This is a genomic window from Sphingomonas sp. HF-S4 (assembly GCF_032911445.1).
Lineage (GTDB): Bacteria > Pseudomonadota > Alphaproteobacteria > Sphingomonadales > Sphingomonadaceae > Sphingomonas > Sphingomonas agrestis.
Genome location: NZ_JAWJEJ010000001.1, coordinates 2,644,353 through 2,669,211 on the forward strand (window position 1 = coordinate 2,644,353; position 24,859 = coordinate 2,669,211).

The following is a 24,859-nucleotide window of genomic DNA, read 5'->3' on the forward strand; positions in this document are numbered from 1 at the left end:
CCTGCAAGGGAGGGGCTAGGGGTGGGTCTAGGAAAGGCCGGGCTCGATGCCCGGCCTTTTCTCCACTACGACGCAGCTCGTTGGGCTCGCTTCGCTCGCACCCACCCCCAACCCCTCCCTTTCAGGAAGGGGAGCTATCCTTAACCCATCCCCTGCGCAGCAAAATGCGCAGTCAAATCGAACCGCGCACCGTCGAACACGGTTCGCACATAGGTGATCGATTCTCCCTCGCGCCACGTCCAGCGCTCGAGCACCAGGCACGGCGCCGCCGCGTCCACCCCGAGCGGCCCTGCCGCCTCGCCGGCCGCCGCCGCAGTGATGCGGTGCTCGGCCTGCGTCCACGGCACATGCGCGAGCAGCCAGCTTCCCGGCGGCGTCGCGGCAAAGTCGGCCGCCCCCGCCTCGGGCACCGCAGCTAGGTTGATCAGCCGCGCCTCGACCGCATAGGGTCGCGCATCGGCCAGATGCACGCAGCGCAGCGACAGCAACGTCCGGTCCGCGGGCAGCCGCAGCAGCGCGCCCTCCGCGCCGTCGGCCCCCACCTCCGCGCGCGCCACCAGCCGCAGCCCATAGACATGTCCGCGCGCCTCGATCGTTTCGCGAATGTCGGGGATCGCCAGCGCCGCCATATGGATTCGCGGCCGCGCGACGAACGAGCCGCGCCCGCGCTGGCGCACGATAAGCCCCGCGCTCGCCAGCGCCGACAGGGCCTTGTTCACCGTCATTCGCGAACAGCCATAGTCGGCCATCAGTTCGTGCTCGAACGGAATGCGGTCGCCCGGACCCAGTTCGCCCGAGAGGATACGTGCCTCGATCGCGCCACGGATGCGCTGGTGGAGCGGCGCCATCAGATCCCCAGCCCGGCGAGCGCCGCTTTGTAGCGGCGCACCACCGCGTCGCGCGCGACATGCCGCCCGCCCCGCACCCATTGCCGTCCGCCGCGCCACACCCCGTCGATCATCCCGCCGCCATTGGCGAACACGAACCCGTCGAGCAACCCGTCCCCCGTGCGCCCCGCCAGCGTCGGATGCCCGAGATCGAGCGTGAAGAAATCCGCGCGCGCGCCCGGCGCCAACCCGAAGCCGACTCCCAGCGCCTGCGCGCCCCCGCGCCCCGCGCTTTCGAACAGGGTCCGCCCAGTCGAGGGGCAGCCCTCGCTCGACACCAGGTTCCGCCCCTGCTGCATCAGCCGCTGCGAATATTCGAGGCTGCGCAACTCCTGCGCCAGATCGATCAGCACGTTCGAATCGGATCCCACCCCGAACCGCCCTCCCGCCGCAAGAAACGCCGCTGCGGGGAACACGCCGTCCCCAAGATTGGCCTCGGTGATCGGGCACAGCCCCACCACCGCACCGCGCCTCGCGATCCCCGCCAGTTCCTCGGGCGTGACATGCGTGGCGTGCACCAGGCACCAGCGCGGATCGACCGGCGCGTGATCGAGCAGCCACTGCACCGGCCGCTGCCCGCGATGCGCGAGGCAATCCTCGACTTCGCCGATCTGCTCGGCGACATGGATGTGCACCGGCCCCTCCCCGCCGATCGCCACCGCCGCCGCAAGCTCTTCGGGCGGCACGGCGCGCAGACTATGCGGCGCCACCCCGACCCGCGCGCCGTCGAGCCCCGCCACCGCGCGCCGCGACGCCTCGATCAGCTTCGCATAGCCGTGGATATCGTGGGCGAAGCGCGCCTGCTCGGCCCGCGGCGTGGTGCCCCCAAACCCCGAGGCCATGTAGAGCACCGGCAGCAGCGTCAGCCCGATCCCGGTCTCTGCCGCCGCCGCGGCGATCCGCGTGCCCATCTCGGCGGGATCGGCAAAGGCCGCACCGTCGCGGTCGTGATGGACATAATGGAATTCGCCGACCTGGACGAAGCCGCTCTCGAGCATCTCGACGAACGCCAGCGCCGCAATCGCCTCCAGTTCCTCGGGCCCGATCGCGTTGGCGAAGCGATACATCATCTCCCGCCACGTCCAGAAGCTGTCGGCATTCGGCCCGCGCCGCTCGGCCAGCCCCGCCATCCCGCGCTGGAAGGCGTGGCTGTGGAGGTTCGCGACGCCCGGCAGCGCGACGCCATGACGTTCGTCTTCCGGCGCGCGGTCCACACCCACCGCCAGCGCGACGATCCGGCCGTCCTCCGCCGTCATCCGCACCCGCTCGGCCCAGCCATCCGCCAGCAGCGCCGCCTCGAACCACCAGCCTTGCATCGTCGCCTCCCTTCGCGGACAAATGTATAGACATTTAAATCGTCATCCTAGAGACTTCGATTGAGTCGCCCTCAGGGAGAGAATGCGTGCGCGTCGATCGGCTATGGAGCAACGCCAGGCTGGCCACGCTGCGCGCCGACCTGCCCGGGCTCGGCACGATCGAAGACGGCGTTATCGCCGCGATCGAGGGCCGCATTGCTTTTGCCGGTCCGCGCGCCGACGCCCCGTCGTTCGACGCCGCAATCTCCCAGGATTGCGAAGGCCGCTGGATCACCCCGGGTCTGATCGACTGCCACACCCATCTCGTCCATGCCGGCAATCGCGCGCGCGAATTCGAGCTGCGGCTCGAAGGCGCGAGCTATGAGGAAATTGCGCGCGCCGGCGGCGGCATCGTCTCGACCATGGCCGCCACCCGCGCCGCCAGCCCCGAAGAATTGGTCGAACAGGCGCTCCCCCGCCTCGACGCGATGCTTGCCGAGGGGCTCACCACGATCGAGATCAAGTCGGGCTACGGCCTCACCCTAGCCGACGAGATCAAGATGCTCGAAGCCGCCCGCGCGCTCGGCAAGGCGCGCGACGTCAATATCGCCACCACCTTCCTCGGCGCCCACGCACTGCCCCCCGAATATGCCGGCGACCCCGACGGCTATGTCGCGGAAATCTGCCAGCGCATGATCCCCGCGCTCGCCGGCCGCGCCGATGCGGTCGATGCATTCTGCGAAGGCATCGGCTTCAGCGCGCCCCAAGTCCGCCGCGTGTTCGAAGCCGCCGCCGCGCACGGCCTGCCGGTCAAGCTCCACGCCGAGCAACTCTCCAACCTTCACGGCGCGGCGCTCGCCGCCGAATTCGGCGCGCTCTCGGCCGATCATCTCGAGCATCTCGATCAGGGCGGCGTCGAGGCGATGGCCGCGGCCGGCACCGTCGCCGTCCTCCTCCCCGGTGCCTATTACTTCACCCGAGAGACGCGCCTGCCCCCGATCGACGCGCTCCGCCGCGCCCGCGTGCCGATCGCGGTGGCGACCGACTGCAATCCCGGCACCTCGCCGCTCACCTCGCCCCTCCTCGCGATGAACATGGCCGCCACGCTCTTCCGCCTCACCGTCGACGAATGCCTCGCCGGCATGACCCGCGAGGCTGCCCGCGCGCTCGGCCGGCTCGATCAGGTCGGCACGCTCGAACCCGGCAAATGCTGTGATCTTGCCATCTGGGACATCTCCGAGCCTGCCGAGCTGGTCTACCGCATCGGCTTCAATCCGCTCCACGCGCGCGTCTTCGGAGGCCGGCCATGATCGTGCTCGAACCCGGCGCCGTGCCGCTCGCGCAGTGGCGCGCCATCTATCGCGGCGCGGAGATGCGGCTCGATCCCGCCTGCCGCCCCGCTGTCGAGCGCGCCGCCGAAACCGTTGCCCGGATCGCCGCGGGCGAACGCGCGGTCTACGGCGTCAATACCGGCTTCGGGCTGCTCGCCAGCATCCGCATCGATCCCGCCGATTGCGACACGCTCCAGCGCAACCTCGTCGTCTCGCACGCCGCGGGTGTCGGCGATGCGATGCCGCGCCCGGTCCTCCGCCTGATGCTCGCGCTCAAGCTCGCCAGCCTCGCGCGCGGCGCCTCTGGCATCCGCCCCGAAACGCTCGACCTGCTCGAAGCGATGCTCGCGCGCGATCTCCTCCCCGTCGTCCCCGCACAGGGTTCGGTCGGCGCCTCGGGCGATCTTGCGCCGCTCGCGCATATGGCCGCGGCGATGATCGGTGTCGGCGAAATCGATACACTTGCGGGCCGCTCGCCTGCCGACAAGGCCCTGCGCGACGCCGGCCTCGCCCCCCTCGCGCTCGGCCCCAAGGAAGGCCTCGCCTTGCTCAACGGCACCCAATTCTCGACGGCCTATGCGCTTGCCGGGCTGTTCGAGGCCGAGGCGCTCCACGCCGCCGCGTTGGTCTCCGGTGCGCTGTCGACCGAGGCGGCCAAGGGTTCGGACACGCCGTTCGACCCGCGCATCCACGATCTGCGCGGCCATCGCGGCCAGATCGAAGTCGCCGCGATGCTCCGCGCGATGATGCACGAATCGCCACTGCGCGCCTCGCACCGCGACGACGACAAGCGCGTCCAGGATCCCTATTGCCTGCGCTGCCAGCCCCAGGTGATGGGCGCCGCGCTCGATCTCCTCCGCCAGGCCGCCGCCACGCTCGCCACCGAGGCGAACAGCGTCTCGGACAACCCTTTGGTCTTCCCCGACACCGGCGAGGTGCTGTCGGGCGGGAATTTCCACGCCGAGCCCGTCGCCTTCGCCGCAGACATGATCGCGATGGCGCTGTGCGAGATCGGCTCGCTGTCCGAGCGCCGGCTGGCGATGCTCGTCGATCCGGCGCTATCGGGCCTGCCCGCCTTCCTCACCCCGCGCCCGGGGCTCAATTCGGGCTTCATGATCCCCCAGGTCACCGCCGCCGCCCTGGTCTCCGAGAACAAGCAGCGTGCCTACCCCGCCAGCGTCGATTCGATCCCGACTTCGGCCAATCAGGAAGACCATGTCTCGATGGCGGCGCACGGCGCGCGCCGGCTGATGGCGATGGCCGACAATGGGGGGCACATCGTCGCGATCGAACTGCTCGCCGCCGCGCAGGGCTATGATTTCCACGCACCCGTCACCAGCAGCGAGGCGATCCGCGCCGTCCACGCCGAGGTCCGCGCCGCGGTCCCGCATCTCGACGACGATCGCTATTTCCACCCCGACATCGCCGCCGCCACCCAAATCGTCCGCTCCGGCCGGCTGCGCGACATCGTCGATGCCCACGCCATTCCGGTTCCGTCGGTGGCGCATGACTGAACCCGATTGGCTCGTCGTTCGCCGTGGCAATGCGCCGCTGGTGCTCGGCATGCCGCATACCGGCACCGACATTCCGGCCGATCTGCTCCCGCATTTCGTTTCGCGCTGGCGCGCCCGAAAAGACACCGACTGGTGGATCGACCGGCTCTATGCCTTCGCCGCCGATCTCGACGCGACGATCGTCCGCACCACGATTTCGCGCAGCGTCATCGACGTCAACCGAGATCCTTCTGGCGCTTCGCTCTATCCCGGCCAGCTGACGACCACGCTCTGCCCCACCGCCACGTTCGATAACGAACCGCTCTATCTGCCCGGCGGCGAGCCCGGCGATGCCGAGATCGCCGAGCGCCGCGACCGTTGGCTGACGCCCTATCACGCCGCGCTGACCGCCGAACTCGCCCGGCTGCGCGACGCGCACGGCCATGTCGTGCTCTACGACTGCCATTCTATCCGCAGCCGCGTCCCGCGCCTGTTCGACGGCGAACTCCCCCAGTTCAACGTCGGCACCAATAACGGCACCACGTGCGACCCCATGCTCGAAGCCGCGATCGAGCGCGCCTGCGCCGCCACCGGCCGCTCGCTGGTGATCAACGGCCGCTTCCGCGGCGGCTGGACCACACGCCACCACGGCCGCCCCGATCTCGGCGTACACGCGATCCAGATGGAGCTCGCCTGCCGCGGCTATATCGACGAGCCCGACACGCCGGACGAGGCCAACTGGCCCCCGCGCTACGACTCCGCCCGCGCCGCGCCGCTCGCCGGCCAGCTCCGCGATATCCTCACCGCCTGCCTGGAGTGGAAACCCGCATGACCACGCGCCGCGACAACAGCCGCGTCATCCGCGCGCCGCACGGCACCAGCCTCAGCGCCAAGAGCTGGCTCACCGAGGCGCCGCTGCGCATGCTGATGAACAACCTCGATCCCGATGTCGCCGAACGCCCCGAGGAACTGATCGTCTATGGCGGCATCGGCCGCGCCGCGCGCGATTGGGAGTCGTACGACGCGATCGTCGCCAGCCTCCGCAGGCTCGAGGACGACCAGACCCTGCTCATCCAGTCGGGCAAGCCCGTCGGCATCTTCCGCACGCATGCCGATGCCCCGCGCGTCCTCCTCGCCAACTCCAACCTCGTTCCCCATTGGGCGAACTGGGCGCATTTCGACGACCTCGATCGCAAGGGCCTGGCGATGTACGGCCAGATGACCGCCGGTAGCTGGATCTATATCGGCTCGCAGGGCATCGTGCAGGGCACCTACGAGACCTTCGCCGAGATGGGCCGCCAGCATTATGGCGGCGACTGGACGGGCCGCTGGATCCTCACCGCCGGGCTCGGCGGGATGGGCGGCGCCCAGCCCTTGGCGGCGACGATGGCCGGCGCCTCGTGCATCGCCGTCGAGTGCCAGCCCTCGCGAATCGAGATGCGGCTGCGCACCGGCTATCTCGACGCCCAGGCGGCCACGATCGACGAGGCGCTCGCGCTGTTGGAGAAGGCCGACGCACCGATCTCCGTCGGCCTGCTGGGAAATGCGGCCGAACTATATCCCGAACTCGTCCGTCGCGGCATCCGCCCCGATGCCGTCACCGACCAGACCTCGGCGCACGATCCTCGCAACGGCTACCTCCCCCTCGGCTGGACGCTCGACCGATGGGAACGCGCCAAGGCGGAAGACCCCGAAGGCCTGGACAAGGCCGCCCGCGCCTCGATGGCGATCCATGTCCGCGCGATGCTCGACTTCCACGGCCAGGGCGTGCCCACCGTCGATTACGGCAACAACATCCGCCAGATGGCGCTGGAGGAAGGCGTCGCAAACGCCTTCGACTTCCCCGGCTTCGTGCCCGCCTATATCCGCCCGCTCTTCTGCCGCGGCATCGGCCCGTTCCGCTGGGCGGCGCTCTCGGGCGATCCCGAGGACATCCGCAGGACCGACGCCAGGGTCAAGGAGCTGCTCCCCGACGATAGGGATCTCCATACCTGGCTCGACATGGCGGCCGAGCGAATCCGCTTCCAGGGCCTGCCTGCCCGCATCTGCTGGGTAGGTCTCGGCGATCGCCACCGGCTTGGCCTCGCCTTCAACGAACTGGTCGCGAGCGGCGAATTGAAGGCCCCGATCGTCATCGGCCGCGACCATCTCGATTCGGGCTCGGTCGCCTCGCCCAACCGCGAGACCGAGAAGATGGCGGACGGCTCCGACGCGGTCTCCGACTGGCCGCTGCTCAACGCGCTGCTCAACACCGCGAGCGGCGCGACCTGGGTCTCGCTCCATCACGGCGGCGGCGTCGGCATGGGCTTCTCGCAGCACGCCGGCATGGTCATCGTTGCCGACGGCACTCCCGAAGCCGCCTGCCGAATCGAGCGCGTCCTGTGGAACGATCCGGCGACCGGCGTGATGCGGCACGCCGATGCGGGCTATGACGAGGCGATCGACTGCGCCCGCGAGCAGGGGCTCGATCTGCCCGGCATCCTGGCCTGACGCGAAAAAGGGGTGCCGGCACCTATCGGCGCCGGCACAACCCATTCCAATGCTTTGGTAAGCTGGTCGGGGCGACAGGATTCGAACCTGCGACCCCCACACCCCCAGTGTGATGCGCTACCAGGCTGCGCTACGCCCCGACCGAGGGTGCGCGCTCTAGTCCGGTCCGCGGCGGGATGCAAGCGGCAGCGACAATAGTTGCGCGCCTTTGTGCGCCATGTTAGCGCGCCCCGCTTGAAAGGGGCCGTTCCGCGCCCCCCACTCCAGGCATCCGGAAACCCATGTTCGCTACCCCCGCATATGCACAGGCAGCCGGCACCGCGGCACAGGGCGGAGGCACCGCCGGCGCGATCGTCTCGCTGCTGCCGCTCGTCCTCATCTTCGTCGTCTTCTACTTCCTGATGATCCGCCCCCAGCAAAAGCGCATGAAGGCGCTGCAGGATTCGGTCGCCGCGGTGAAGAAGGGCGACACCGTCGTCACCGCGGGCGGGCTGATCGGCAAGGTCACCAAGGTCGATGAAACCGAAGTCGAGATCGAACTCGGCACCAACGTCAAGGTCCGCGCGATCAAGGCGACGCTCGCCGAAGTTCGCGGGCTCGGCGCCAAGCCCGCGAACGACTGATGCTCGATTTTCCGCGCTGGAAGATCCTGACGATCACCCTGTTCCTCGGGGTGATGATCGCGATCTCGATCCCGAGCTTCATCCCCAAGAGCGTCCGCGAGACGTGGCCGTCGTGGATGCCCAAGCCCGCGATCAACCTGGGCCTCGATCTCGCCGGCGGTTCGTACCTGCTGCTCGAGGCCGACACCAAGGACGTCGCTGCGGCTCGGCTGGAGCAGATGCGTGATCAGGTCCGCGCCGAGATGCGCCGCGATCCGCGTATCGATATCGGCGACATCTCGGTCCAGGGCGGCAAGCTGAGCTTCATGGTCCGCGACCCGTCCAAGGTCGATGCCGCGCGCGAGAAGCTGCTGGCAATCACTGGCAGCGGCGTCGGCACCACCGGCCAGCGCGATTGGGAAATCGCGGTCGTCGACACGTCGCGCTTCGTGCTCACGCCGACCGAAGCCGGACTGAAGCAGGCTATCGACACTGCGATGGGCGATGCCCGCGAGATCGTCGAGACGCGCATCAATGCGCTGGGTACGGTCGAGCCCACGGTGGTTCGCGAAGGCGGCAACCGCATCGTCGTCCAGGTTCCGGGGCTCGAGGATCCAAAGGCACTCAAGGAGCTGCTCGGCAAGACCGCCAAGCTCGAATTCCGCCTGGTCAGCGCCGACCAGTCGGGCGCGCAAACCGGCACCGCGCCGGCGGGCAGCATCCTGCTTCCGTATCAGGAAGGCGGGCGCGTCGCGGTCGATCGCGAAGTGATGATCCGCGGCGAGATGCTGGTCAACGCCACGCAGAGCTACGATCCGCAGACCGGCGCGCCCGGCGTCACGCTCCAGCTCGACGGCGCCGGCGCAAAACGCTTCGCCAAGGTCACTCAGGAGAACTCGGGCAAGCCCTTCGCGATCATCGTCGACAATGTCGTGATCTCGGCGCCGCGCATCAACGAGCCGATCCTCGGCGGCAGCGCCGTGATCAACGGCGGCTTCACCGTCGAGAGCGCCAACCAGCTCGCGATCGCGCTGCGCTCGGGCAAGCTGCCCGTCACGCTCAAGGTCGTCCAGGAATCGACCGTCAGCCCCGAGCTCGGCGCCGACTCGATCCGCGCCGGCATCACTGCGTCGATCATCGCGGTGGTCGCGGTCATCGCGTTCATGATCCTGACCTATGGCCGCTTCGGCATCTATGCGACGCTGGCCGTGGTCATCAACGTGCTGGTCATCGTCGGGGTGATGGGCATCCTCAACGCCACGCTCACCCTGCCCGGCATCGCCGGCTTCGTGCTGACGATCGGCACCGCGGTCGACGCCAACGTGCTGATCAACGAGCGCATCCGCGAAGAGCGGCGGCGCGGCCGCAGCATCATGCAATCGGTCGAATTGGGCTATAAGGAGGCCAGCCGGACGATCTTCGAAGCCAACGTGACGCACGCCATTGCCGGCGTGATCATGCTGATCCTCGGCTCGGGTCCGGTGCGCGGCTTCGCAGTCGTGTTGCTGATCGGCATCGCCACATCGGTATTCACCGCCGTGGTGTTCACTCGCATGCTCGTCACGATCTGGCTGCGCCGTAACCGGCCCAGCGAAATCCACATTTAAGGACGCGCGACCATGCGGCTCCTCAAGATCGTTCCGGACAACACGAACATTGCGTTCGTCCGGGTTCGCCACATCGCCTTCGCGATCACTGCGCTGCTCACCATCGCCGCGATCGCGATGGTGTTGACCCGCGGCCTCAACATGGGCGTCGACTTCATTGGCGGCGTGTCGATCGAGGAGAAGTTCGCCTCGCCGCCACCGCAAGACGAAGTACGCGAGACGGTCAATGCGCTCGGCGTGGGCGAGGCCGCGCTCCAGCAATTGGGCGGCGCCAACACCGTGACGATCCGCCTGCCGGTGCCCGAATCGGCCGATCCCGCCGCGACCGACCAGATGGTCGAGAAGGTGAAGGCGGCGCTGGCGGCGAAGTTCCCCGGCGCGACCTTCAGCAACTATTCCACCGTCTCGGGCAAGGTTTCGGACGAACTGATCCAGAACGGCATCCTTGCCGTCGTGCTGGCGGTGATGGGCATCGCGATCTTCTCGTGGCTGCGCTACGAATGGCAGTTCGGCGTGTCCACCGCGGTCGCGATCATCCACGACGTGCTGATGACGCTGGGCTTCTTCGCGCTGACCCAGATGGTGTTCGACCTCAACATCATCGCCGCGGTGCTGACGATCATCGGCTATTCGATCAACGACAAGATGGTGATCGACGACCGTATCCGCGAGAACATGCGCAAATACCGCAAGATGGGCATGAAGGAGCTGATCGACCTGTCGGTCAACGAGACCCTGCCCCGCACGGTGATGACCTCCGTGACGATCATGCTCGCATTGGGCGCGCTGCTGATCTTCGGCGGGCACGTCCTGCGCGGCTTCACCGCGGCGATGATGCTCGGCATCGTCGTCGGCACCTATTCGTCGGTCTATGTCTCGTCGTCGCTGCTGATCACGCTTGGCCTCAAGCCCGGCTTCCGCGAGGACAAGGCGGAGGCGAGCAACGCCGAGCGCGTCGGCCCGCGCGAAGGATGAAGATGGAACGCCGCAGCGCCGACGGGCCGGTGATCTCCGGCTTTTCGGGGCGCGGCTTCAAGGTCGACGAGAATGTCTATGAGGGGCTGCTGATCACGCCCCAGCGCGCAGATGGCTGGTCGCCGCCGCCGATCGCCGAACTCAGCGAAGCCGATCTCGTCCCGCTGCTGTCGCTCGATCCGCAGCCCGAATTCCTGCTGCTCGGCACTGGCGAGACGCTCGTCCGCCCTGCCCCCGCCTTCGTAAAGGCGCTCGGCGCGCGCGGCATCGGCGTCGAGGCGATGGACAGCCGCGCCGCCGCGCGCGCCTGGGGCGTGCTCCGCGCCGAACTGCGCTGGGTCGCCGGCGCGCTCTACCCGCTCGCGTAATTCCACCAACGAACGGAAGCGGCCGGCTCGCACGAAGGATCGACCATGCACCTAACCGGCCCCAGCCTGGCGCCCCTGTCCGGCAACTCACCCCAGCAACTGGTCGTGCTGCTCCACGGCTATGGCTCGAACGGCGCCGACCTGATTTCGCTCGCGCCGATGTGGCAACGGCTGCTCCCCGATGCGCTGTTCGTCGCTCCCAACGCCCCCGAGCGCTGCCCCGGCGTCCCCGGCGGGCATCAATGGTGGGCGCTCCACGACCTGAACCGCGCCGCGCTCGCCGCCGGCGCCCAGGCCGCCGCACCGGCGCTCGATACGACTCTCGACGCCCTGCTCGCCGAGCATGACCTCGCCGACGACAGGCTCGCGCTGGTCGGCTTCAGCCAGGGCACGATGATGGCGCTCCAGGTGGGCCCACGCCGCGAACGCGCGCTCGCGGGAATCGTCGGTTACTCGGGAATGCTCGCCGGGACTTTGGACGAGATCCTTAGAAAGCCCCCGGTACTGCTGATCCACGGCGATGCCGACACGGTGGTGCCGGTGGGCGCGTACAAGCATGCGCATGCCGAATTGGTGCGGCATGGGTTCGCGGTGGAGGGGCATGTCACCCCCGGTTTGGGCCACGGCATCGATCCAAACGGCATCGCGCTAGGCGGCCAATTTCTGCAGCGCGTGCTGAGCTAAAATCCTCCCCCGGAGGGGGAGGGAGAGGGGGACCGCGAAGCGGTGGAGGGGTAGTCTCCACAAGCGACGTCGCCCCTGTAGACTACCCCGTCAGCCTGCGGCTGCCACCTCCCCCGCCGGGGTAGGATTAGAGACTCGCCCAGTCGATGGCCGCATTTCGATCCAGAAACCGCGACGCGTCCGCCAACGGGTACTTCAGCCCCGTCGCGCAGTTGAACAGCACCACCCGCTCCTCCGCATCCACCAGCCCGCTCGCCAGCGCATCGCGGTACGCCGCCAGCGTCGCCCCGCCCTCTGGACATAGCAGAAGCCCATCCTGCGTCCCCGCTTCTGCCACGGCCTGCATCAGCGCGGCATCGGACACCGCCAGCGCCTTGCCGCCGCTCGCCCGCACTGCGTCGAGGATCAGGAAATCCCCCACCGCCTGCGGCACGCGGATCCCTGCTGCCACGGTATGGGCGTCCTCCCAGCGCACCGCATGCCGCTCGCCCGCCTCGAACGCGCGGACGATCGGCGCGCAGCCCTCGGCCTGCACCGCGTACATCCGCGGGCGCTTCGATCCGATCCAGCCGAGCGCCTCCATCTCGTCGAACGCCTTCCACATCCCGATCAGCCCGGTGCCGCCGCCCGTGGGATAAAAGATCGCGTCGGGCAGTTCCCAGCCGAGCTGCTCGGCAAGCTCGAGCCCCATCGTCTTCTTGCCCTCGATCCGGTACGGTTCCTTGAGCGTCGACAAGTCGAACCAGCCCCGCGCTTCCTTACCCGCGCCGACCAATTTGCCGCAATCGTCGATCAGGCCGTTGACCCGATAGACCCGCGCCCCCTGCGCGGCGATTTCGCGGACGTTGATTTCCGGCGTGTCGTCGGGACAGAAGATCACCGCCTCGATCCCCGCGCGCGCGGCATAGGCCGCGGCGGCCGCGCCGGCATTGCCGTTGGTCGGCATCGCGATCGTCGCGACTCCGAGTTCCTTCGCCATCGCAATCGCCATCACCAGCCCGCGCGCCTTGAACGATCCCGTCGGCAGCCGCCCCTCGTCCTTGACCCAGACATTGCCCGGCTCGTTCTCCAGCGGGACGATCGGCGTCGCGGTCTCGCCCAGGCTGACGATGTTGGCGGTGCGCCGCACCGGCAACAGCTCGCGATACTTCCACAGGTCTGCCGGCCGCGCGGCGAGGTCCGCCGGTGTCAGCGCCGCCCTGACGCCGTCGAGATCATAGCGCACGAGCAACGGTCGTCCGACCCGTGACAGCCCATGCAGTTGGTCCGCCTCGTACCGCTCGCCGGTCATCGAACATTCGAGATGGCTGACGAAGGTCGGCCGATCGGCGGAGAGGTTATCGTCGTGCATGACTAGCGCTTAGGCCAGCCGAGCTCCGCAAGCACGGGGAAATGGTCCGACGTCTGCACCTCGCCCCGATGGTCGGTGATCGTCGTCACGCGCTTCGCAGCGAAGCCGCGCAGGAAGATCCAGTCGATCTGCTTGTCGGCCTTGCCGGTGAAATTGTGGAACGTCTCCGCCGGCCCCAGCTTCACCGGGGCACTGGCCCGCGCGTCCACCAGCTTGGTCGCCAGCGTGCGATGCGCCGCGCTGTCGGGCGTGGTGTTGAAGTCGCCGGTCAGCACCACGGGCAGGTCGCCGGCGAGCGCGGTGATCCGCTCGAGGATCAATGCCGCGCCCTTGGTCCGCGCATCCTCGTCCTCTTCGCGGTACGGGAAGTGCGTGTTGAATGCATAGAAACGCCGCCCGCCCTTCACTGTCTCGAACAACCCCCAGGTCACCATCCGCGGCAACGGATGCCCCCAGCTGATGCTGCCCACCACCTCCGGCGTGTCGGACAGCCAGAACTGGCCCGACTCGATCAGCTTGAGCCGGTCTGTCCGGTAGAAGATGCCCATATGCTCGTCGTCATGGCCGCCGCGGCGATCGTTGCCGAACCAGGCGTAATTCTTGAGCCGCGACACCAGGAAATCGCCCTGGACCTTGAGCAGCTCCTGCGTCCCGAACAGATCGGGCGCCGCTTTTTTCAGCATCGCCGCGGTGACTTCCTTGCGCTTGTCCCACGCATTCGCGCCGTCGCTGTCGTTGGCGTAGCGGATGTTGAAGCTCATCACCTTTAGCGGCGCCTGCGCCCAGGCCGGTCCGCCCACCGCCAGCATCGCCGCCAGCACCCACAGGATCAACTTCATCCAAACCTCCTCTTTGCGCCACCGAAACGGCTCCCCATATGCGGCGCCTATGAGCGACAACAGCAATGCGTGGCACGGCACCACAATCCTCTCCGTGCGCAAATCCGGCAAGGTGGTCATCGCAGGCGACGGGCAGGTCTCGGCGGGCAACACGGTGATGAAGCCCAATGCGCGCAAAGTGCGACCACTTGGTGACGGCAAGGTCATCGCCGGTTTCGCCGGCGCCACCGCCGACGCCTTCACTCTGTTCGAGCGGCTCGAGTCCAAGCTCGAGCGGCACCAGGGCCAGCTGCTCCGCGCCGCGGTCGAGCTCGCCAAGGACTGGCGCACCGACAAGTATCTCCGCAACCTCGAGGCGATGCTGATCGTCGCCGACAAGGACGTGACGCTGGTGGTTACCGGCAACGGCGACGTGCTCGAGCCCGAGGGCGGCGTCGCCGCGATCGGATCGGGCGGCAACTTCGCCCTCGCCGCCGCCCGCGCGCTGGTCGATTACGAGACCGACGCCGAAAAGATCGCGCGCGCCGCCATGAAGATCGCCGGCGAGCTTTGCGTCTACACCAATGACCGGCTGACGGTGGAGATCCTCGATAGCGCCAGTTGAGCCGATCGGGATCGCACCATTTGTCCCCAGGAATCCGCCGCCTGGGTGTTGATCCCCTCCCCGCATCGGCTACCCACACCGCCATGTCCGCCGCCCCCACTCCGATGATGGCGCAGTATCTGGCGCTCAAGGCCGAGGCCGAAGATTGCCTGCTCTTCTATCGCATGGGCGATTTCTTCGAGCTGTTCTTCGAAGATGCCAAGGTCGCCAGCGGCGTTCTGGACATTGCGCTGACCGCGCGCGGCGAGCATGACGGCGAGCGCATCCCGATGTGCGGCGTCCCCGTCCATGCGATGGACGGCTATCTCGCCCGGCTGATCAAGGCAGGCCACCGCGTCGCCGTCGCCGAACAGACCGAGACCGCCGAGCAGGCCAAGGCGCGGATGGGCAGCAAGGCGCTGGTCAACCGCGCGATCATCCGCGTGGTCACTGCCGGCACGCTCACCGAGGAGGCGCTGCTCGACAGCCGATCGGCAAACTGGTGCGCCGCGATCGGCGAGGCCGCGACCGGCGTCGCGATCGCCTGCGCCGACATATCGACCGGCCGGTTCGAAGTCATCGAGACGACGCCCGATCGCGTCGCCGCCGAGATCGCCCGGCTCAACCCCGCCGAGACCGTCACCTGCGACGCCACCAGCTTCGCCGACCTCGCCACCCTCACGCGGCCGAGGCTCGATTTCGACAGCGCCGAGGGCGAGGCGCGCCTCAAGCGGCTGTTCGGCGTCGCCACGCTCGACGGCTTCGGCAGCTTCTCGCGCGCGACGCTCGCCGCGGCGGGCGGGCTGGTCGCCTATCTCGAGCACACTGCCAAGGGTTCGCTCCCCTTCCTCCGTCCCCCACGGATCAGCCGCACCGACGCGGCGATGGCGATCGACGCTGCCACCCGCGAGAGCCTTGAGCTCACCCTCAGCCAGGCCGGCACTCGCAAGGGGAGTTTGCTCGACGCAATCGACCGCACCGTCACCGGCGCCGGTGCGCGCCTGCTCGGCCAGGACGTCGCCGCGCCGCTGATGGACCGCGGCCAGGTCGAGGCGCGGCTCGACCTCGTCCAGCGCTTCCACGACGATGCCGGGCTGCGCGACATGGTCCGCGGCGCGCTGCGCGCGCTCCCCGACATCGGCCGCGCGCTCGGCCGGCTCGCGGCGGGTCGCGGCAGCCCGCGCGACCTGGGCCAACTCCGCGACGGGCTCGACGGCGCCTGGCGGCTGGGCGAGCGGCTCGACGGGATCGGCGAAGTTCCCGCCCTTCTGCACGACTTGGCGCCCCAACTCCGCGGCCACGGCGCGCTGATCGACCTGCTGTCGCGCGCGCTCGTCCCCGAGCCGCCGATCGACGCCGCCAACGGGGGCTATATCGCCGAGGGCTATGACGCCGCGCTCGACGACCTCCGCGATGCCGGCGCCGGTGGCCGCCGCGCGATCGCCGCGCTCGAGGCCGAGTATCGCACCCGCACCGGCATCGGCGCGCTGAAGATCCGCCACAACGGCGTGCTCGGCTACCATATCGAAGTCCCCGCCCGCGCCGCCGATCCGCTCATGGCGCCGACCAGCGGCTTCACCCATCGCCAGACGCTCGCCGGCGTCGTCCGCTTCAACGCCCCCGATCTCCACGATGTCGCGATCAAGGTCACCCAGGCCGGCGCGCACGCGCTCACCGCCGAAGCCGCGCATCTGGAAGACCTCACCGGCACCGCGCTCGAACGCCGCGAAGCCGTCGCCGCCACCGCCGATGCGCTCGCCCGCATCGACGTCGCCGCCGCGCTCGCCGAGCGCGCCGCCGAAGGGGGCTGGGCGCGCCCGGCGCTAGTCGACCATAGCTGCTTCGAGATCACCGGCGGGCGCCACCCGGTGGTCGAGGAAGCGATCGGCAAATCCGGCGGACGCTTCGTCGCCAACGACTGCAATCTGTCGGAGGATTCGCGCCTCTGGCTCGTCACCGGACCCAATATGGGCGGCAAGTCGACTTTCCTGCGCCAGAACGCGCTCATCGCGGTGCTCGCCCAGGCCGGCAGCTACGTCCCCGCGACCAGCGCGACGCTCGGGCTGGTCGACCGACTGTTCAGCCGCGTCGGCGCCTCGGACAATCTCGCGCGCGGCCGATCGACGTTCATGGTCGAGATGGTCGAGACCGCCGCGATCCTCGCGCAGGCGACGCCGCGCAGCTTCGTCATCCTCGACGAAGTCGGCCGCGGCACCTCGACATATGACGGCCTCGCCATCGCCTGGGCCGTGGTCGAGGCGATCCACGAGGACAACCGCTGCCGCTGCCTGTTCGCGACCCACTATCACGAGCTCACCCGCCTCGCCGAGCGCTGCGACGCGCTGACCCTCCACAATGTCCGCGCCCGCGAATGGAAGGGCGAGCTCGTCCTGCTCCATGAAGTCGCCGAGGGCCCCGCCGATCGCAGCTACGGCCTCGCCGTCGCCCGCCTCGCCGGCTTGCCGCCGCTGACGATCAAGCGCGCCAAGGCCGTGCTCGACAAGCTCGAAGCCGGCCGCGCCAAGACCGGAGGGATAGCCGCGGGCCTCGACGATTTGCCGCTGTTCGCCGCAGCGGTGGAGGCGGAGGCGGAGAAGGTCGATGCGCTGCGCACCGAGCTGGAGGCGCTCGACGTGGACGCGCTGAGCCCGCGCGATGCGCTGGAGACGCTGTATCGGCTCAAGGGGCTTGCCGTGGACGGCGGCTGACAAAGCCGCTCCCCTGAAGGGGAGGTGCTATCGTCAGCTCGCTTCTTCGACTTCGCCCGCTCGTGCAGGATTCCCGGCGGCCACCTCCTGCCCTATAGCCCCTCCCCGATGACCGACGCCCTCACCCGCATCGCCGAAGCTCTCGAACGCCTCGCGCCGCCGCCGGCCCCGCCCGCCGATCCGCTCGCCCACCCCGCTTATGTCTGGCGCGGCCACAGCCTCGCCGCCGCGCGCGCCTTCGCCCCGCTCCCGCTAATGATGCTCCGTGGGATGGAGCCACAGCGCGACGCGCTCCTTTCCAATCTCGAACGGCTGGCGGCGGGCAGCGCCGCGCAGGACGTCCTACTCTGGGGCGCGCGCGGCACCGGCAAGTCGGCCTTGGTCAAGAGCGCCGTCGCCGCGGTCCAGGCCCAGGGCGGCAGGCTCGCTTTGGTCGAGGCGGTCACCCAGCATCTCGATGCGCTCCCGGCGCTGTTCGCCCTGCTCGCGGCGCACGACCGCCCGTTCGTCGTCTTCCTCGACGATCTCGGCTTCGATGCCGCCGGCGACGCCCGCGCGCTGCGCTCGCTGCTCGAAGGCGGTGCCGAGGCGCGGCCTGCCAACACGCGGCTGGTCGTCACGTCGAACCGCCGCCATCTGGTCCCGCGCGACATCGCCGAACAGGCCAGCGCGATCAATCCGCGCGATTCGGTCGATGACAGCCTCGCGCTCGCCGATCGCTTCGGATTGAGCCTCGGCTTCCATGCGATCGACCAGGACACCTATGTCGACATCGTCCGCGGCTATGCCGACGCGCACGGCCTCGCCTTCGAACCCGCCGAGGCGATCAACTGGGCGACCCGCCGCGGCAGCCGCTCGGGCCGGGTCGCGTGGCAATATGTCGTCGATCTCGCCGGAAGATCGGGAAAGACGCTGTAAAATGTTGATCCAGATCAGCTTCGCCGATCTGGGCGCTTGACTTGCGCGGTGCGCCGCCCGTTCAATCGCCGATCATGGCGCGTCTTGGCGAACTCGATCTTCCGGACCGGCTCGCGCCCTGGCTACCCCGCTGGGTAACCTCGGTCGCGGTCGGGCTGCTCGCCACCGCCTGCGCCGCAGTGGTGCGCTTCATCGTCGATACGCTGGTGCCGGGCGCGGCGATCTTCTCCTGGGTGTTCCCCGCCGCGATGATCGCGACGCTGTTCGCGCGCTGGCTCGCCGGGCTGACCGCAGCGAGCGTATCGATCGGGTTCGGCTGGTATTATCTCTATCCGGTCAAGAACAGCTTCCGCTTCGAGACATCGGCACAGGCCGTGACGATGGGGTCGGTGATCCTCACCGCGCTGATCACGATCCTGCTCGCCGAGCTGTTCCGCCGCTCGGTGCGCCGCGCCGCGCACGAGCGCGACCGCCAGATCGCCGAGCGCGAGCTCTTCCTCGAGGAATTCGACCACCGCGTGAAGAACAACTTCACCCTGGTCACTGCGCTGCTCGACATGCAGCGCCGCCGCGCCGGCGAGGGTGAGACCGCCGACGCACTGTCGAGCGCGCTCACCCGGGTCGAGAGCATCGCCCGCGCGCACCGCCATCTCTATCGCGGCACGGCGACGCCCGGCACGGTCGACATGGCGGCCTATCTCCAGGAACTCTGCGCGGCGCTGTCCGACGCGCTGTTCCTGCGCGGCGCGATCGTGCTTGAGCATCGATCGGACCATGCCGCACTACCCCGCGACCGCGCCGTCTCGATCGGGCTGATCGTCAACGAGCTCGTCACCAACGCCGCCAAGCACGCCTTTACCGGCCGCGAGGGCGGCGCCATCGCGGTGCGGTTCGCGGCGCACGCGCCGGGCTGGCGGCTGACCATCGCCGACAACGGCACCGGCATGACCGCCGAGACCCGCGCCAAGGGCCGCCCCGGCGGCCTCGGCCAGCGGCTGATCGACGGCTTCGTCCGCCAGGCCCGCGGCACGATGCAGGTCGAAAGCGGCGCCGAGGGCACGACGGTGACGGTGGATCTGGAGGCCTAGCCAGCGGGCGCCCACCCCACTTGAAATGTAGGATTTCGTCTGCTTGCCTCGAGCGGTCGGTTCGCCGACCGCTCTTTGACACCGTCCGATTGATCGCCCCGCGTACCAAGAGCTCCGGCCTTCACCGGAGCACACGGAGCGTTCGACACGCATGCTGCATCGGTGCCGCGTTACGGGCGCGAAGCCGCCCGCCTGGTTCAGGAAGCGCGCAGGCAAGCCCTGACTATCCAGGATTTGTGGAGTCAACTTCGCTTAGAAACCCGCTTTCGAGTCAATTTCGTCAACCTGCCGTCAGGAGTCACCCCAGCGCCTCGACCTGCTCGGCCAGTTCGAGCCAGCGCATCTCCGCCGCGTCCTTCTCGTCGCGGAGCTTGCCGATCCCGTCGCTGAGCGCCTGGAACCGCTTGGGGTCGCGCGAATAGAGCGTCGGATCGGCCATCGCGTCCTCGTCCTTGGCGATCTGCGCCTCGATTTCCTCGATCCGCTTGGGCAGCAGGTCGTAGTCGCGCTGGTCCTTGTAGCTGAGCTTGGTCGGCTTGGCCTTGGGCGCCTCGGCCAACGGCTTGGCCGCCGCCTTCTTCGGCTCGGCCCGAACCGGCGCCCGCTGCCGCTCCCAATCGGCATAGCCGCCCGCGACGACATCGACCTTGCCGCTGCCGTCCAGCCCCAAGGTCACCGTTACCGTGCGATTGAGGAAGTCGCGATCGTGGCTGACGATCAGCACGGTGCCTTCATAGTCCGCGATCACTTCCTGGAGCAGGTCGAGCGTCTCGAGGTCGAGATCGTTGGTCGGCTCGTCGAGCACGAGCAGGTTCGACGGCCGGGCGAACTCGCGCGCGAGCAGCAGCCGCGAGCGCTCGCCGCCCGAGAGCGTGCCGATCCGCGCGTCGGCAAGCCCGGGCTCGAACAGGAACTCCTTCAGGTAACCGTGGATGTGCTTCTTGACCCCCAGCACGTCGATCCACTCGCCGCCCTGGGTCAGTACGTCGCGCACGGTCTTGGCCGGGTCCATCAGGCTGCGCTGCTGGTCGATGATCACTTCGTCCAGAGTTTTGGCGAGCCGCACGCTGCCTTGGTCGGGCACGAGCTCGCCGGTGAGCAGCTTGAGCAAGGTCGTCTTGCCCGCGCCATTCTTGCCGACCACGCCGATCCGATCGCCCTTGGTGACGCGCAAGGTCAGATCGTTGATGATCGTACGGTCACCAAAGCGCTTGGTGACGTGCTTGGCGTCGATCACAACTTTCGTCTGCGCGTCGTCGCTGCCGATCTGGAGCTTGGCGGCGCCCTGTGGCCCCATCATCGCCGCGCGCTCGGCGCGCATTTCCTTCAATTTGCTCAGCCGCCCCTGGTTGCGCCGACGCCGTCCGGTGACACCACGCAGCAGCCAGTGTTCCTCGATCTTCAATTTGGCGTCGAGCCGCTGGGCGTTGCGCTCCTCCTCGGCATAGACCTGGTCGGTCCAGGCCTCGAACCCGCCGAACCCGATCTCGGCGCGGCGCACCGTCCCGCGGTCGAGCCACAAGGTCTGCCGGGTCAGCCGGGTGAGGAAGGTACGATCGTGGCTGATAGCGATGAACGCGCCATTGTAGCGGCTGAGCCAGCTTTCCAGCCAGTCGATCGCGGCGATGTCGAGATGATTGGTCGGCTCGTCCATCAGCAGCACGTCGGGGTTCTGCGCCAGCGCGCGGGCGATCGCCGCGCGGCGCCGCTCGCCGCCCGAAGCCGTCGCCGCTTCGCGGTTCAAGTCGATGCCGAGCTGGTCGGCGATCGCCTCGGCCTCGTAACGCTCGGGCGCATCGTCGCCCGCCAGCACGAAATCGAGCAAGGTATCGAATCCCGCGACCTGCGGATCCTGTTCGAGCAGCACGACATGCGTGCCCGGCACGATCGTCCGCCGGCCCTCGTCGCAATCGATACGCCCGGCGATCAGCCGCAGCAGCGTCGATTTGCCCGCGCCGTTGCGGCCGATCAGCGCCAGGCGGTCGCGCTCGCCGATATAGACGTCGAGCCCGCGGAACAGCCAGCCCGAGCCCTGGATCAATCCCAGGCCCTCATATGCAAGTACAGGTGCAGCCATGCGGGCCACCTAGGGGCCGCGCCCGTCCGCCGCAAGTTACAGCCGGCTGACGGCGGCGTTCAGGGGCTATTCAATGGGCGGACCCTATGCCAGACGGATGAAGATGCTGGTTAAGCCTGTTTTCTGTGCGTGCCTGGCGGTGCTCTCGCTTGCCGGAGGGCAGCACGCGCATGCGCTCGACATGCAGGACAGCAACCAGGAAGCTGCCAGCCAGCGCCGGCTCAAGGGCCAGAACCTGCCGGTGCGCGAGATCGAGCGCCGCGTCGTTCCCCGCATGCCCGGCGCGCAATATCTCGGATTCGACTACGACCCGTCGACGGACGTTTACACGCTCAAGTTCCTGCGCAATGGATCGGTGATCTGGGTGGATGCGGACGGGCGCACGGGGAACATTCTGCGACGCACGGGCAATTAGCGCCAGCAACGGTACAGGGACAAATATGCGACTTCTGATCGTCGAGGACGAACCCAATCTCGGACAGCAGCTCCGCAACGCGCTCGAAGGCGCGGGCTATGCGGTCGATCTCGCCACCGATGGCGAGGAAGGGCTCTATCTCGGCTCGAACGAGCAATATGACGCGATCATCCTCGATCTCGGCCTCCCCGAGATCGACGGCCTCACCGTGCTCGATCGCTGGCGCAAGGAAGGCAAGACCACCCCGGTGCTCGTGCTCACCGCGCGCGACAGCTGGTCGGACAAGGTCGCCGGGCTCGATGCCGGCGCCGACGATTATGTCGCCAAGCCGTTCCAGACCGAGGAACTGATCGCCCGGCTGCGCGCGCTGATCCGCCGTGCCTCGGGCAACGCGTCCGCGGAGCTCATTGCCGGCGACATCCGCCTCGACACGCGCAGCGGCAAGGTCACCAAGGCCGGCGAGCCGGTCAAGCTGACCGCGCAGGAATACAAGCTGCTCAGCTATCTGCTCCACCACAAGGGCAAGGTCGTCAGCCGCACCGAGCTGATCGAGCACATCTACGATCAGGATTTCGATCGCGATTCGAACACGATCGAAGTGTTCGTCACCCGCATCCGCAAGAAGCTCGGGCCCGACGTGATCACTACCATCCGCGGGCTGGGCTACAGCCTCGAGGAACCCGCGGTCGCCTGACATGGCCGAAGCCGGGGACAATGTCCCGTCCCCCCTGAGCGACGCGGCGCTCGAGCCGCAGCCGCGGAATTATGCCCCGCGCGCCACCGGCTCGGTCAGCCGGCGCATGATCCTGATCGCCAGCGCGTGGATTTTCGTGCTGCTGGTCGGCGGCGGCGTCGCGCTCGATCGCGTGCTCACCACCGCGATCACGCGGAACTTCGACGAGCAGCTCGATTACCTGCTTACCTCGATGATCGTCTCGGCCGAGCTCGGCCCGAGCGGCGAAGTGATGCTCAACCGCGAACTCGCCGACCAGCGTTTCCTCGAACCCGGCTCGGGCGCCTATTGGCAAATCAGCGGCAAGGGCTTCGAACCCTTCCCGTCGCGCTCGCTGTGGGACCGCAAGCTGCGCGTCAATCAGCGCCATGACGATCGCGACCTCCACATCTACGACAGCGACGAGTTCGTTGACAAAACCCCGCGCGCCGACCGCGATCCCAACGATCCGAGCAACCAGTTGCTCCGCATCGCCGAACGCGACCTGACGTTGCCCGGATCGCCGGTGCGGTGGAAATTCCAGGTGGCGCAGAGCCGCGACGGTCTCGACGCCCAGATCGCCACGCTGCGCCGCACGCTGGTGCGCAGCTTCGTGCTGCTCGGGCTCGGGCTGATCGTGATGGTCGGGTTGCAGACCTGGTACGGACTGCTGCCGCTGCGGAAGGTCCGAAAGGAGATCGCCCGGCTGCGCGCCGGCGAGGCCAGCAGGATCGAGGATCGCATGCCTGCGGAAATCGCGCCGATGGTCGACGAATTGAACGCGCTGGTCGAGCACAACGATCGCCAGGCCGAGGAAGCGCGGCGCCATGCCGGCAACCTCGCCCATGCACTCAAGACCCCGCTCAGCGTGATCATGAACGCCGCCGCAGCCGGACAGGACGACCTCGCCCCCACTGTGATCCGCGAGGCGCGGACGATGCGTCGCCAGATCGACCACCACCTCGCCCGCGCCCGCGCCGTCGGCAGGCGGGGCAGCGCCCACAGCCGCGCGCAGGTCTGGCCCTCGGTCGAGGCCGTCGAGCGCGCCGTCGCCCGGCTCTATCCGAATGTCCGCATCGACGTGGACGGCCAGAAGGACCTGGTCGCGCATATCGAGCGCCAGGATCTCGACGACCTTCTCGGCAACCTTGTCGAGAACGCCGCCAAATATGGCGGCGGCAGCGTGTTCATCACCGCGGGCGTTCAGGCCGGGTTCGTCGAGATCCTCGTCGAGGACGATGGCCGCGGCATCCCGGAGGCCGACCGCATTCGCATCTTCGACCGGGGCGTCCGCCTCGACAGCGGCAAGCCCGGGACCGGCCTGGGCCTGGCGATCGTTCGCGACGTGGCCGAGATCTACGATGGCACCGTCAGCCTCGAAGAGAGCGAAGATCTCGGGGGCCTGCTGGTTCGGCTAAGGCTGCCGGCGGCGAGCTAAAGCGACTTCATCGCCTCCGCGGCGATCGTCAGGCTCTTCCTGCGCGCATCGTGATCGAACATCGCGCTGGTCAGCATCAGCTCATCCGCCCCCGTCCGCGCCACGAACGCGGCAAGCTGCGCGCGCACTTTGTCGGGCCCGCCGATCGCGCTCGCCGAGAGCACCTGTTCGAGCATCGCATTGCCCTGCGGCCCCAGGCTCTCGCGATAGCCGCGCACCGGCGGCGGCAGCTGGATGCCGCGCCCGGTACGGATCGCGACGAACGCCTGTTGCTGCGACGTCGCGAGATATTCCGCCTCGTCGTCGCTGTCCGCGCCGAACACATTGAACCCGAGCATCAGATGCGGCTTGTCGAGCACTGCCGAGGGCCTGAAGTTGCGGCGATAGACATCGGCTGCTTCGTCCATCAACCCAGGCGCGAAGTGCGAGGCAAAGGCATAAGGCAGCCCCAGCGCCGCGGCGAGCTGCGCGCCGAACAGGCTCGATCCGAGGATCCAGAGCTTGACGTCCGCCCCCGCCCCCGGCGTAGCGCGGATGCCGGTCTGGCCGTCATCGGCGAAATAGCTTTGCAGCTCGACCACGTCCTGCGGGAATTCGTTGCCGCTGCCGCCCATGCCGCGGCGGATCGCGGCCGATACGCGCTGGTCCGATCCCGGCGCACGTCCGAGCCCCAAATCGATCCGTCCCGGGAACAGCGCATCGAGCGTGCCGAACTGTTCGGCAACCTGAAGCGGCGAATGATTGGGCAGCATGATCCCACCCGCCCCGACGCGGATCGTCGAGGTCGCGGCGCCGACATGGCCGATCACCACCGCGGTGGCGGCGCTGGCGATGCCCTCCATCCCGTGATGCTCGGCGACCCAGTAGCGAGTGAAACCGAGGCCCTCGGCATGCCGCGCCAGATCGGCGGCGTTGGCAAAGGCTTGGGAAGCGGTCCCACCCTGGACGATGGGAACGAGGTCGAGCAGCGAATAAGCGGTCATGCTCGGGAGATGGGT

At 68.5% G+C, this 24,859-nt stretch carries 22 protein-coding genes and 1 tRNA gene; 16 read left to right on the plus strand and 7 right to left on the minus strand.

Annotated features, from left to right (window positions below; genetic code table 11):
• Positions 1 to 140: 140 nt before the first annotated feature.
• Together hutC and RZN05_RS11970 are read right to left on the minus strand one after the other, a co-directional pair.
• A complete protein-coding gene (gene hutC, locus RZN05_RS11965) occupies positions 141 to 848 on the minus strand; it encodes a histidine utilization repressor (protein WP_317226834.1) in 708 nt (235 codons plus the stop codon).
• Positions 848 to 2,203, minus strand: a complete 1,356-nt coding sequence (locus RZN05_RS11970; protein ID WP_317226835.1) for a formimidoylglutamate deiminase — start codon at positions 2,201 to 2,203, stop codon at positions 848 to 850. Before RZN05_RS11970 ends, hutC begins: the two co-directional genes overlap by 1 nt.
• An 86-nt stretch (positions 2,204 to 2,289) precedes the next feature.
• On the opposite strand from RZN05_RS11970, the gene hutI reads away from it, so the two are divergent.
• Genes hutI through hutU form a run of 4 tightly spaced genes read left to right on the plus strand, consistent with a single transcriptional unit; the run spans position 2,290 to position 7,496 of the window.
• The gene (gene hutI / locus RZN05_RS11975) at positions 2,290 to 3,492 is read left to right on the plus strand and encodes an imidazolonepropionase (RefSeq protein WP_317226836.1); all 1,203 of its coding nucleotides are present in this window, start codon (positions 2,290 to 2,292) and stop codon (positions 3,490 to 3,492) included.
• On the plus strand, positions 3,489 to 5,027 hold the full coding sequence (gene hutH / locus RZN05_RS11980; RefSeq protein WP_317226837.1) for a histidine ammonia-lyase: 1,539 nt from the start codon (positions 3,489 to 3,491) through the stop codon (positions 5,025 to 5,027). The genes hutI and hutH overlap by 4 nt, the downstream gene beginning before the upstream one ends.
• Positions 5,020 to 5,838 carry an N-formylglutamate deformylase gene (gene hutG, locus RZN05_RS11985; RefSeq protein ID WP_317226838.1) on the plus strand — a complete coding sequence of 273 codons (819 nt, stop codon included), beginning with the start codon at positions 5,020 to 5,022 and terminating at the stop codon, positions 5,836 to 5,838. Before hutH ends, hutG begins: the two co-directional genes overlap by 8 nt.
• Positions 5,835 to 7,496, plus strand: a complete 1,662-nt coding sequence (hutU, locus tag RZN05_RS11990) for a urocanate hydratase (RefSeq protein ID WP_317226839.1) — start codon at positions 5,835 to 5,837, stop codon at positions 7,494 to 7,496. Before hutG ends, hutU begins: the two co-directional genes overlap by 4 nt.
• Positions 7,497 to 7,559: 63 nt before the next feature.
• Here the strand turns inward: hutU and RZN05_RS11995 are convergent.
• A tRNA-Pro gene (locus tag RZN05_RS11995) sits at positions 7,560 to 7,636 on the minus strand.
• Positions 7,637 to 7,777: 141 nt separating this feature from the next.
• On the opposite strand from RZN05_RS11995, the gene yajC reads away from it, so the two are divergent.
• From yajC to RZN05_RS12020, 5 genes are read left to right on the plus strand one after another with little or no spacing between them, the layout of a single operon-like run.
• Positions 7,778 to 8,119 carry a preprotein translocase subunit YajC gene (gene yajC / locus RZN05_RS12000; protein ID WP_317226840.1) on the plus strand — a complete coding sequence of 114 codons (342 nt, stop codon included), beginning with the start codon at positions 7,778 to 7,780 and terminating at the stop codon, positions 8,117 to 8,119.
• The gene (secD, locus tag RZN05_RS12005; RefSeq protein ID WP_317226841.1) at positions 8,119 to 9,705 is read left to right on the plus strand and encodes a protein translocase subunit SecD; all 1,587 of its coding nucleotides are present in this window, start codon (positions 8,119 to 8,121) and stop codon (positions 9,703 to 9,705) included. The genes yajC and secD overlap by 1 nt, the downstream gene beginning before the upstream one ends.
• A gap of 12 nt (positions 9,706 to 9,717) precedes the next feature.
• The gene (gene secF, locus RZN05_RS12010; RefSeq protein WP_317226842.1) at positions 9,718 to 10,680 is read left to right on the plus strand and encodes a protein translocase subunit SecF; all 963 of its coding nucleotides are present in this window, start codon (positions 9,718 to 9,720) and stop codon (positions 10,678 to 10,680) included.
• Complete coding sequence (locus RZN05_RS12015) at positions 10,677 to 11,048, plus strand: Mth938-like domain-containing protein (protein WP_317226843.1); 372 nt, start codon at positions 10,677 to 10,679, stop codon at positions 11,046 to 11,048. Before secF ends, RZN05_RS12015 begins: the two co-directional genes overlap by 4 nt.
• Positions 11,049 to 11,093: 45 nt before the next feature.
• Positions 11,094 to 11,732, plus strand: coding sequence for an alpha/beta hydrolase (locus RZN05_RS12020; RefSeq protein ID WP_317226844.1), 639 nt, complete (start codon positions 11,094 to 11,096; stop codon positions 11,730 to 11,732).
• Between the two features lie 127 nt (positions 11,733 to 11,859).
• Here the strand turns inward: RZN05_RS12020 and RZN05_RS12025 are convergent, their stop codons facing one another.
• Positions 11,860 to 13,083, minus strand: coding sequence for a threonine synthase (locus RZN05_RS12025; protein WP_317226845.1), 1,224 nt, complete (start codon positions 13,081 to 13,083; stop codon positions 11,860 to 11,862).
• Between the two features lie 2 nt (positions 13,084 to 13,085).
• A complete protein-coding gene (locus RZN05_RS12030; RefSeq protein WP_317226846.1) occupies positions 13,086 to 13,922 on the minus strand; it encodes an endonuclease/exonuclease/phosphatase family protein in 837 nt (278 codons plus the stop codon).
• A gap of 49 nt (positions 13,923 to 13,971) precedes the next feature.
• Here RZN05_RS12030 and hslV point away from each other — a divergent pair, with 49 nt between their 5' ends.
• The 4 genes from hslV to RZN05_RS12050 all read left to right on the plus strand — a co-directional run bounded on the left by hslV (position 13,972) and on the right by RZN05_RS12050 (position 19,219).
• Entirely contained in the window at positions 13,972 to 14,526 is a 555-nt protein-coding gene (hslV, locus tag RZN05_RS12035; RefSeq protein ID WP_317226847.1) for an ATP-dependent protease subunit HslV, read from the plus strand.
• A gap of 104 nt (positions 14,527 to 14,630) precedes the next feature.
• Complete coding sequence (gene mutS / locus RZN05_RS12040) at positions 14,631 to 17,213, plus strand: DNA mismatch repair protein MutS (RefSeq protein WP_317227614.1); 2,583 nt, start codon at positions 14,631 to 14,633, stop codon at positions 17,211 to 17,213.
• A 108-nt stretch (positions 17,214 to 17,321) separates the two neighbouring features.
• Positions 17,322 to 18,131, plus strand: coding sequence for a DUF815 domain-containing protein (locus RZN05_RS12045; RefSeq protein WP_317226848.1), 810 nt, complete (start codon positions 17,322 to 17,324; stop codon positions 18,129 to 18,131).
• Between the two features lie 74 nt (positions 18,132 to 18,205).
• Positions 18,206 to 19,219 (plus strand): sensor histidine kinase, encoded by a 1,014-nt coding sequence (locus RZN05_RS12050; RefSeq protein ID WP_317226849.1) that lies wholly within the window; start codon positions 18,206 to 18,208, stop codon positions 19,217 to 19,219.
• Positions 19,220 to 19,517: 298 nt separating this feature from the next.
• On the opposite strand, the gene RZN05_RS12055 is transcribed toward RZN05_RS12050, so the two are convergent.
• Positions 19,518 to 21,296, minus strand: coding sequence for an ABC-F family ATP-binding cassette domain-containing protein (locus RZN05_RS12055; RefSeq protein WP_317226850.1), 1,779 nt, complete (start codon positions 21,294 to 21,296; stop codon positions 19,518 to 19,520).
• Positions 21,297 to 21,369: 73 nt separating this feature from the next.
• Between RZN05_RS12055 and RZN05_RS12060 the strand changes: the two genes are divergently transcribed.
• From RZN05_RS12060 to RZN05_RS12070, 3 genes are all read left to right on the plus strand, one after another.
• On the plus strand, positions 21,370 to 21,711 hold the full coding sequence (locus tag RZN05_RS12060; RefSeq protein ID WP_317226851.1) for a hypothetical protein: 342 nt from the start codon (positions 21,370 to 21,372) through the stop codon (positions 21,709 to 21,711).
• Between the two features lie 25 nt (positions 21,712 to 21,736).
• The gene (locus tag RZN05_RS12065; RefSeq protein WP_317226852.1) at positions 21,737 to 22,405 is read left to right on the plus strand and encodes a response regulator transcription factor; all 669 of its coding nucleotides are present in this window, start codon (positions 21,737 to 21,739) and stop codon (positions 22,403 to 22,405) included.
• Positions 22,406 to 22,511: 106 nt separating this feature from the next.
• Complete coding sequence (locus RZN05_RS12070) at positions 22,512 to 23,861, plus strand: sensor histidine kinase (protein WP_317227615.1); 1,350 nt, start codon at positions 22,512 to 22,514, stop codon at positions 23,859 to 23,861.
• On the opposite strand, the gene RZN05_RS12075 is transcribed toward RZN05_RS12070, so the two are convergent.
• Complete coding sequence (locus RZN05_RS12075) at positions 23,858 to 24,844, minus strand: LLM class flavin-dependent oxidoreductase (protein ID WP_317226853.1); 987 nt, start codon at positions 24,842 to 24,844, stop codon at positions 23,858 to 23,860. The genes RZN05_RS12070 and RZN05_RS12075 overlap by 4 nt on opposite strands.
• Between the last annotated feature and the right edge of the window lie 15 nt (positions 24,845 to 24,859).

Coding starts and splice junctions, on each gene's coding strand:
- hutC (WP_317226834.1), bottom strand. CDS start 848: ATGGCGCCGCTCCACCAGCGCATCCGTGGCGCGATCGAGGCACGTATC.
- RZN05_RS11970 (WP_317226835.1), bottom strand. CDS start 2,203: ATGCAAGGCTGGTGGTTCGAGGCGGCGCTGCTGGCGGATGGCTGGGCC.
- hutH (WP_317226837.1), top strand. CDS start 3,489: ATGATCGTGCTCGAACCCGGCGCCGTGCCGCTCGCGCAGTGGCGCGCC.
- hutG (WP_317226838.1), top strand. CDS start 5,020: ATGACTGAACCCGATTGGCTCGTCGTTCGCCGTGGCAATGCGCCGCTG.
- hutU (WP_317226839.1), top strand. CDS start 5,835: ATGACCACGCGCCGCGACAACAGCCGCGTCATCCGCGCGCCGCACGGC.
- yajC (WP_317226840.1), top strand. CDS start 7,778: ATGTTCGCTACCCCCGCATATGCACAGGCAGCCGGCACCGCGGCACAG.
- secD (WP_317226841.1), top strand. CDS start 8,119: ATGCTCGATTTTCCGCGCTGGAAGATCCTGACGATCACCCTGTTCCTC.
- secF (WP_317226842.1), top strand. CDS start 9,718: ATGCGGCTCCTCAAGATCGTTCCGGACAACACGAACATTGCGTTCGTC.
- RZN05_RS12015 (WP_317226843.1), top strand. CDS start 10,677: ATGAAGATGGAACGCCGCAGCGCCGACGGGCCGGTGATCTCCGGCTTT.
- RZN05_RS12020 (WP_317226844.1), top strand. CDS start 11,094: ATGCACCTAACCGGCCCCAGCCTGGCGCCCCTGTCCGGCAACTCACCC.
- RZN05_RS12025 (WP_317226845.1), bottom strand. CDS start 13,083: ATGCACGACGATAACCTCTCCGCCGATCGGCCGACCTTCGTCAGCCAT.
- RZN05_RS12030 (WP_317226846.1), bottom strand. CDS start 13,922: ATGAAGTTGATCCTGTGGGTGCTGGCGGCGATGCTGGCGGTGGGCGGA.
- hslV (WP_317226847.1), top strand. CDS start 13,972: ATGAGCGACAACAGCAATGCGTGGCACGGCACCACAATCCTCTCCGTG.
- mutS (WP_317227614.1), top strand. CDS start 14,631: ATGATGGCGCAGTATCTGGCGCTCAAGGCCGAGGCCGAAGATTGCCTG.
- RZN05_RS12045 (WP_317226848.1), top strand. CDS start 17,322: ATGACCGACGCCCTCACCCGCATCGCCGAAGCTCTCGAACGCCTCGCG.
- RZN05_RS12050 (WP_317226849.1), top strand. CDS start 18,206: ATGGCGCGTCTTGGCGAACTCGATCTTCCGGACCGGCTCGCGCCCTGG.
- RZN05_RS12055 (WP_317226850.1), bottom strand. CDS start 21,296: ATGGCTGCACCTGTACTTGCATATGAGGGCCTGGGATTGATCCAGGGC.
- RZN05_RS12060 (WP_317226851.1), top strand. CDS start 21,370: ATGGGCGGACCCTATGCCAGACGGATGAAGATGCTGGTTAAGCCTGTT.
- RZN05_RS12065 (WP_317226852.1), top strand. CDS start 21,737: ATGCGACTTCTGATCGTCGAGGACGAACCCAATCTCGGACAGCAGCTC.
- RZN05_RS12070 (WP_317227615.1), top strand. CDS start 22,512: ATGATCCTGATCGCCAGCGCGTGGATTTTCGTGCTGCTGGTCGGCGGC.
- RZN05_RS12075 (WP_317226853.1), bottom strand. CDS start 24,844: ATGACCGCTTATTCGCTGCTCGACCTCGTTCCCATCGTCCAGGGTGGG.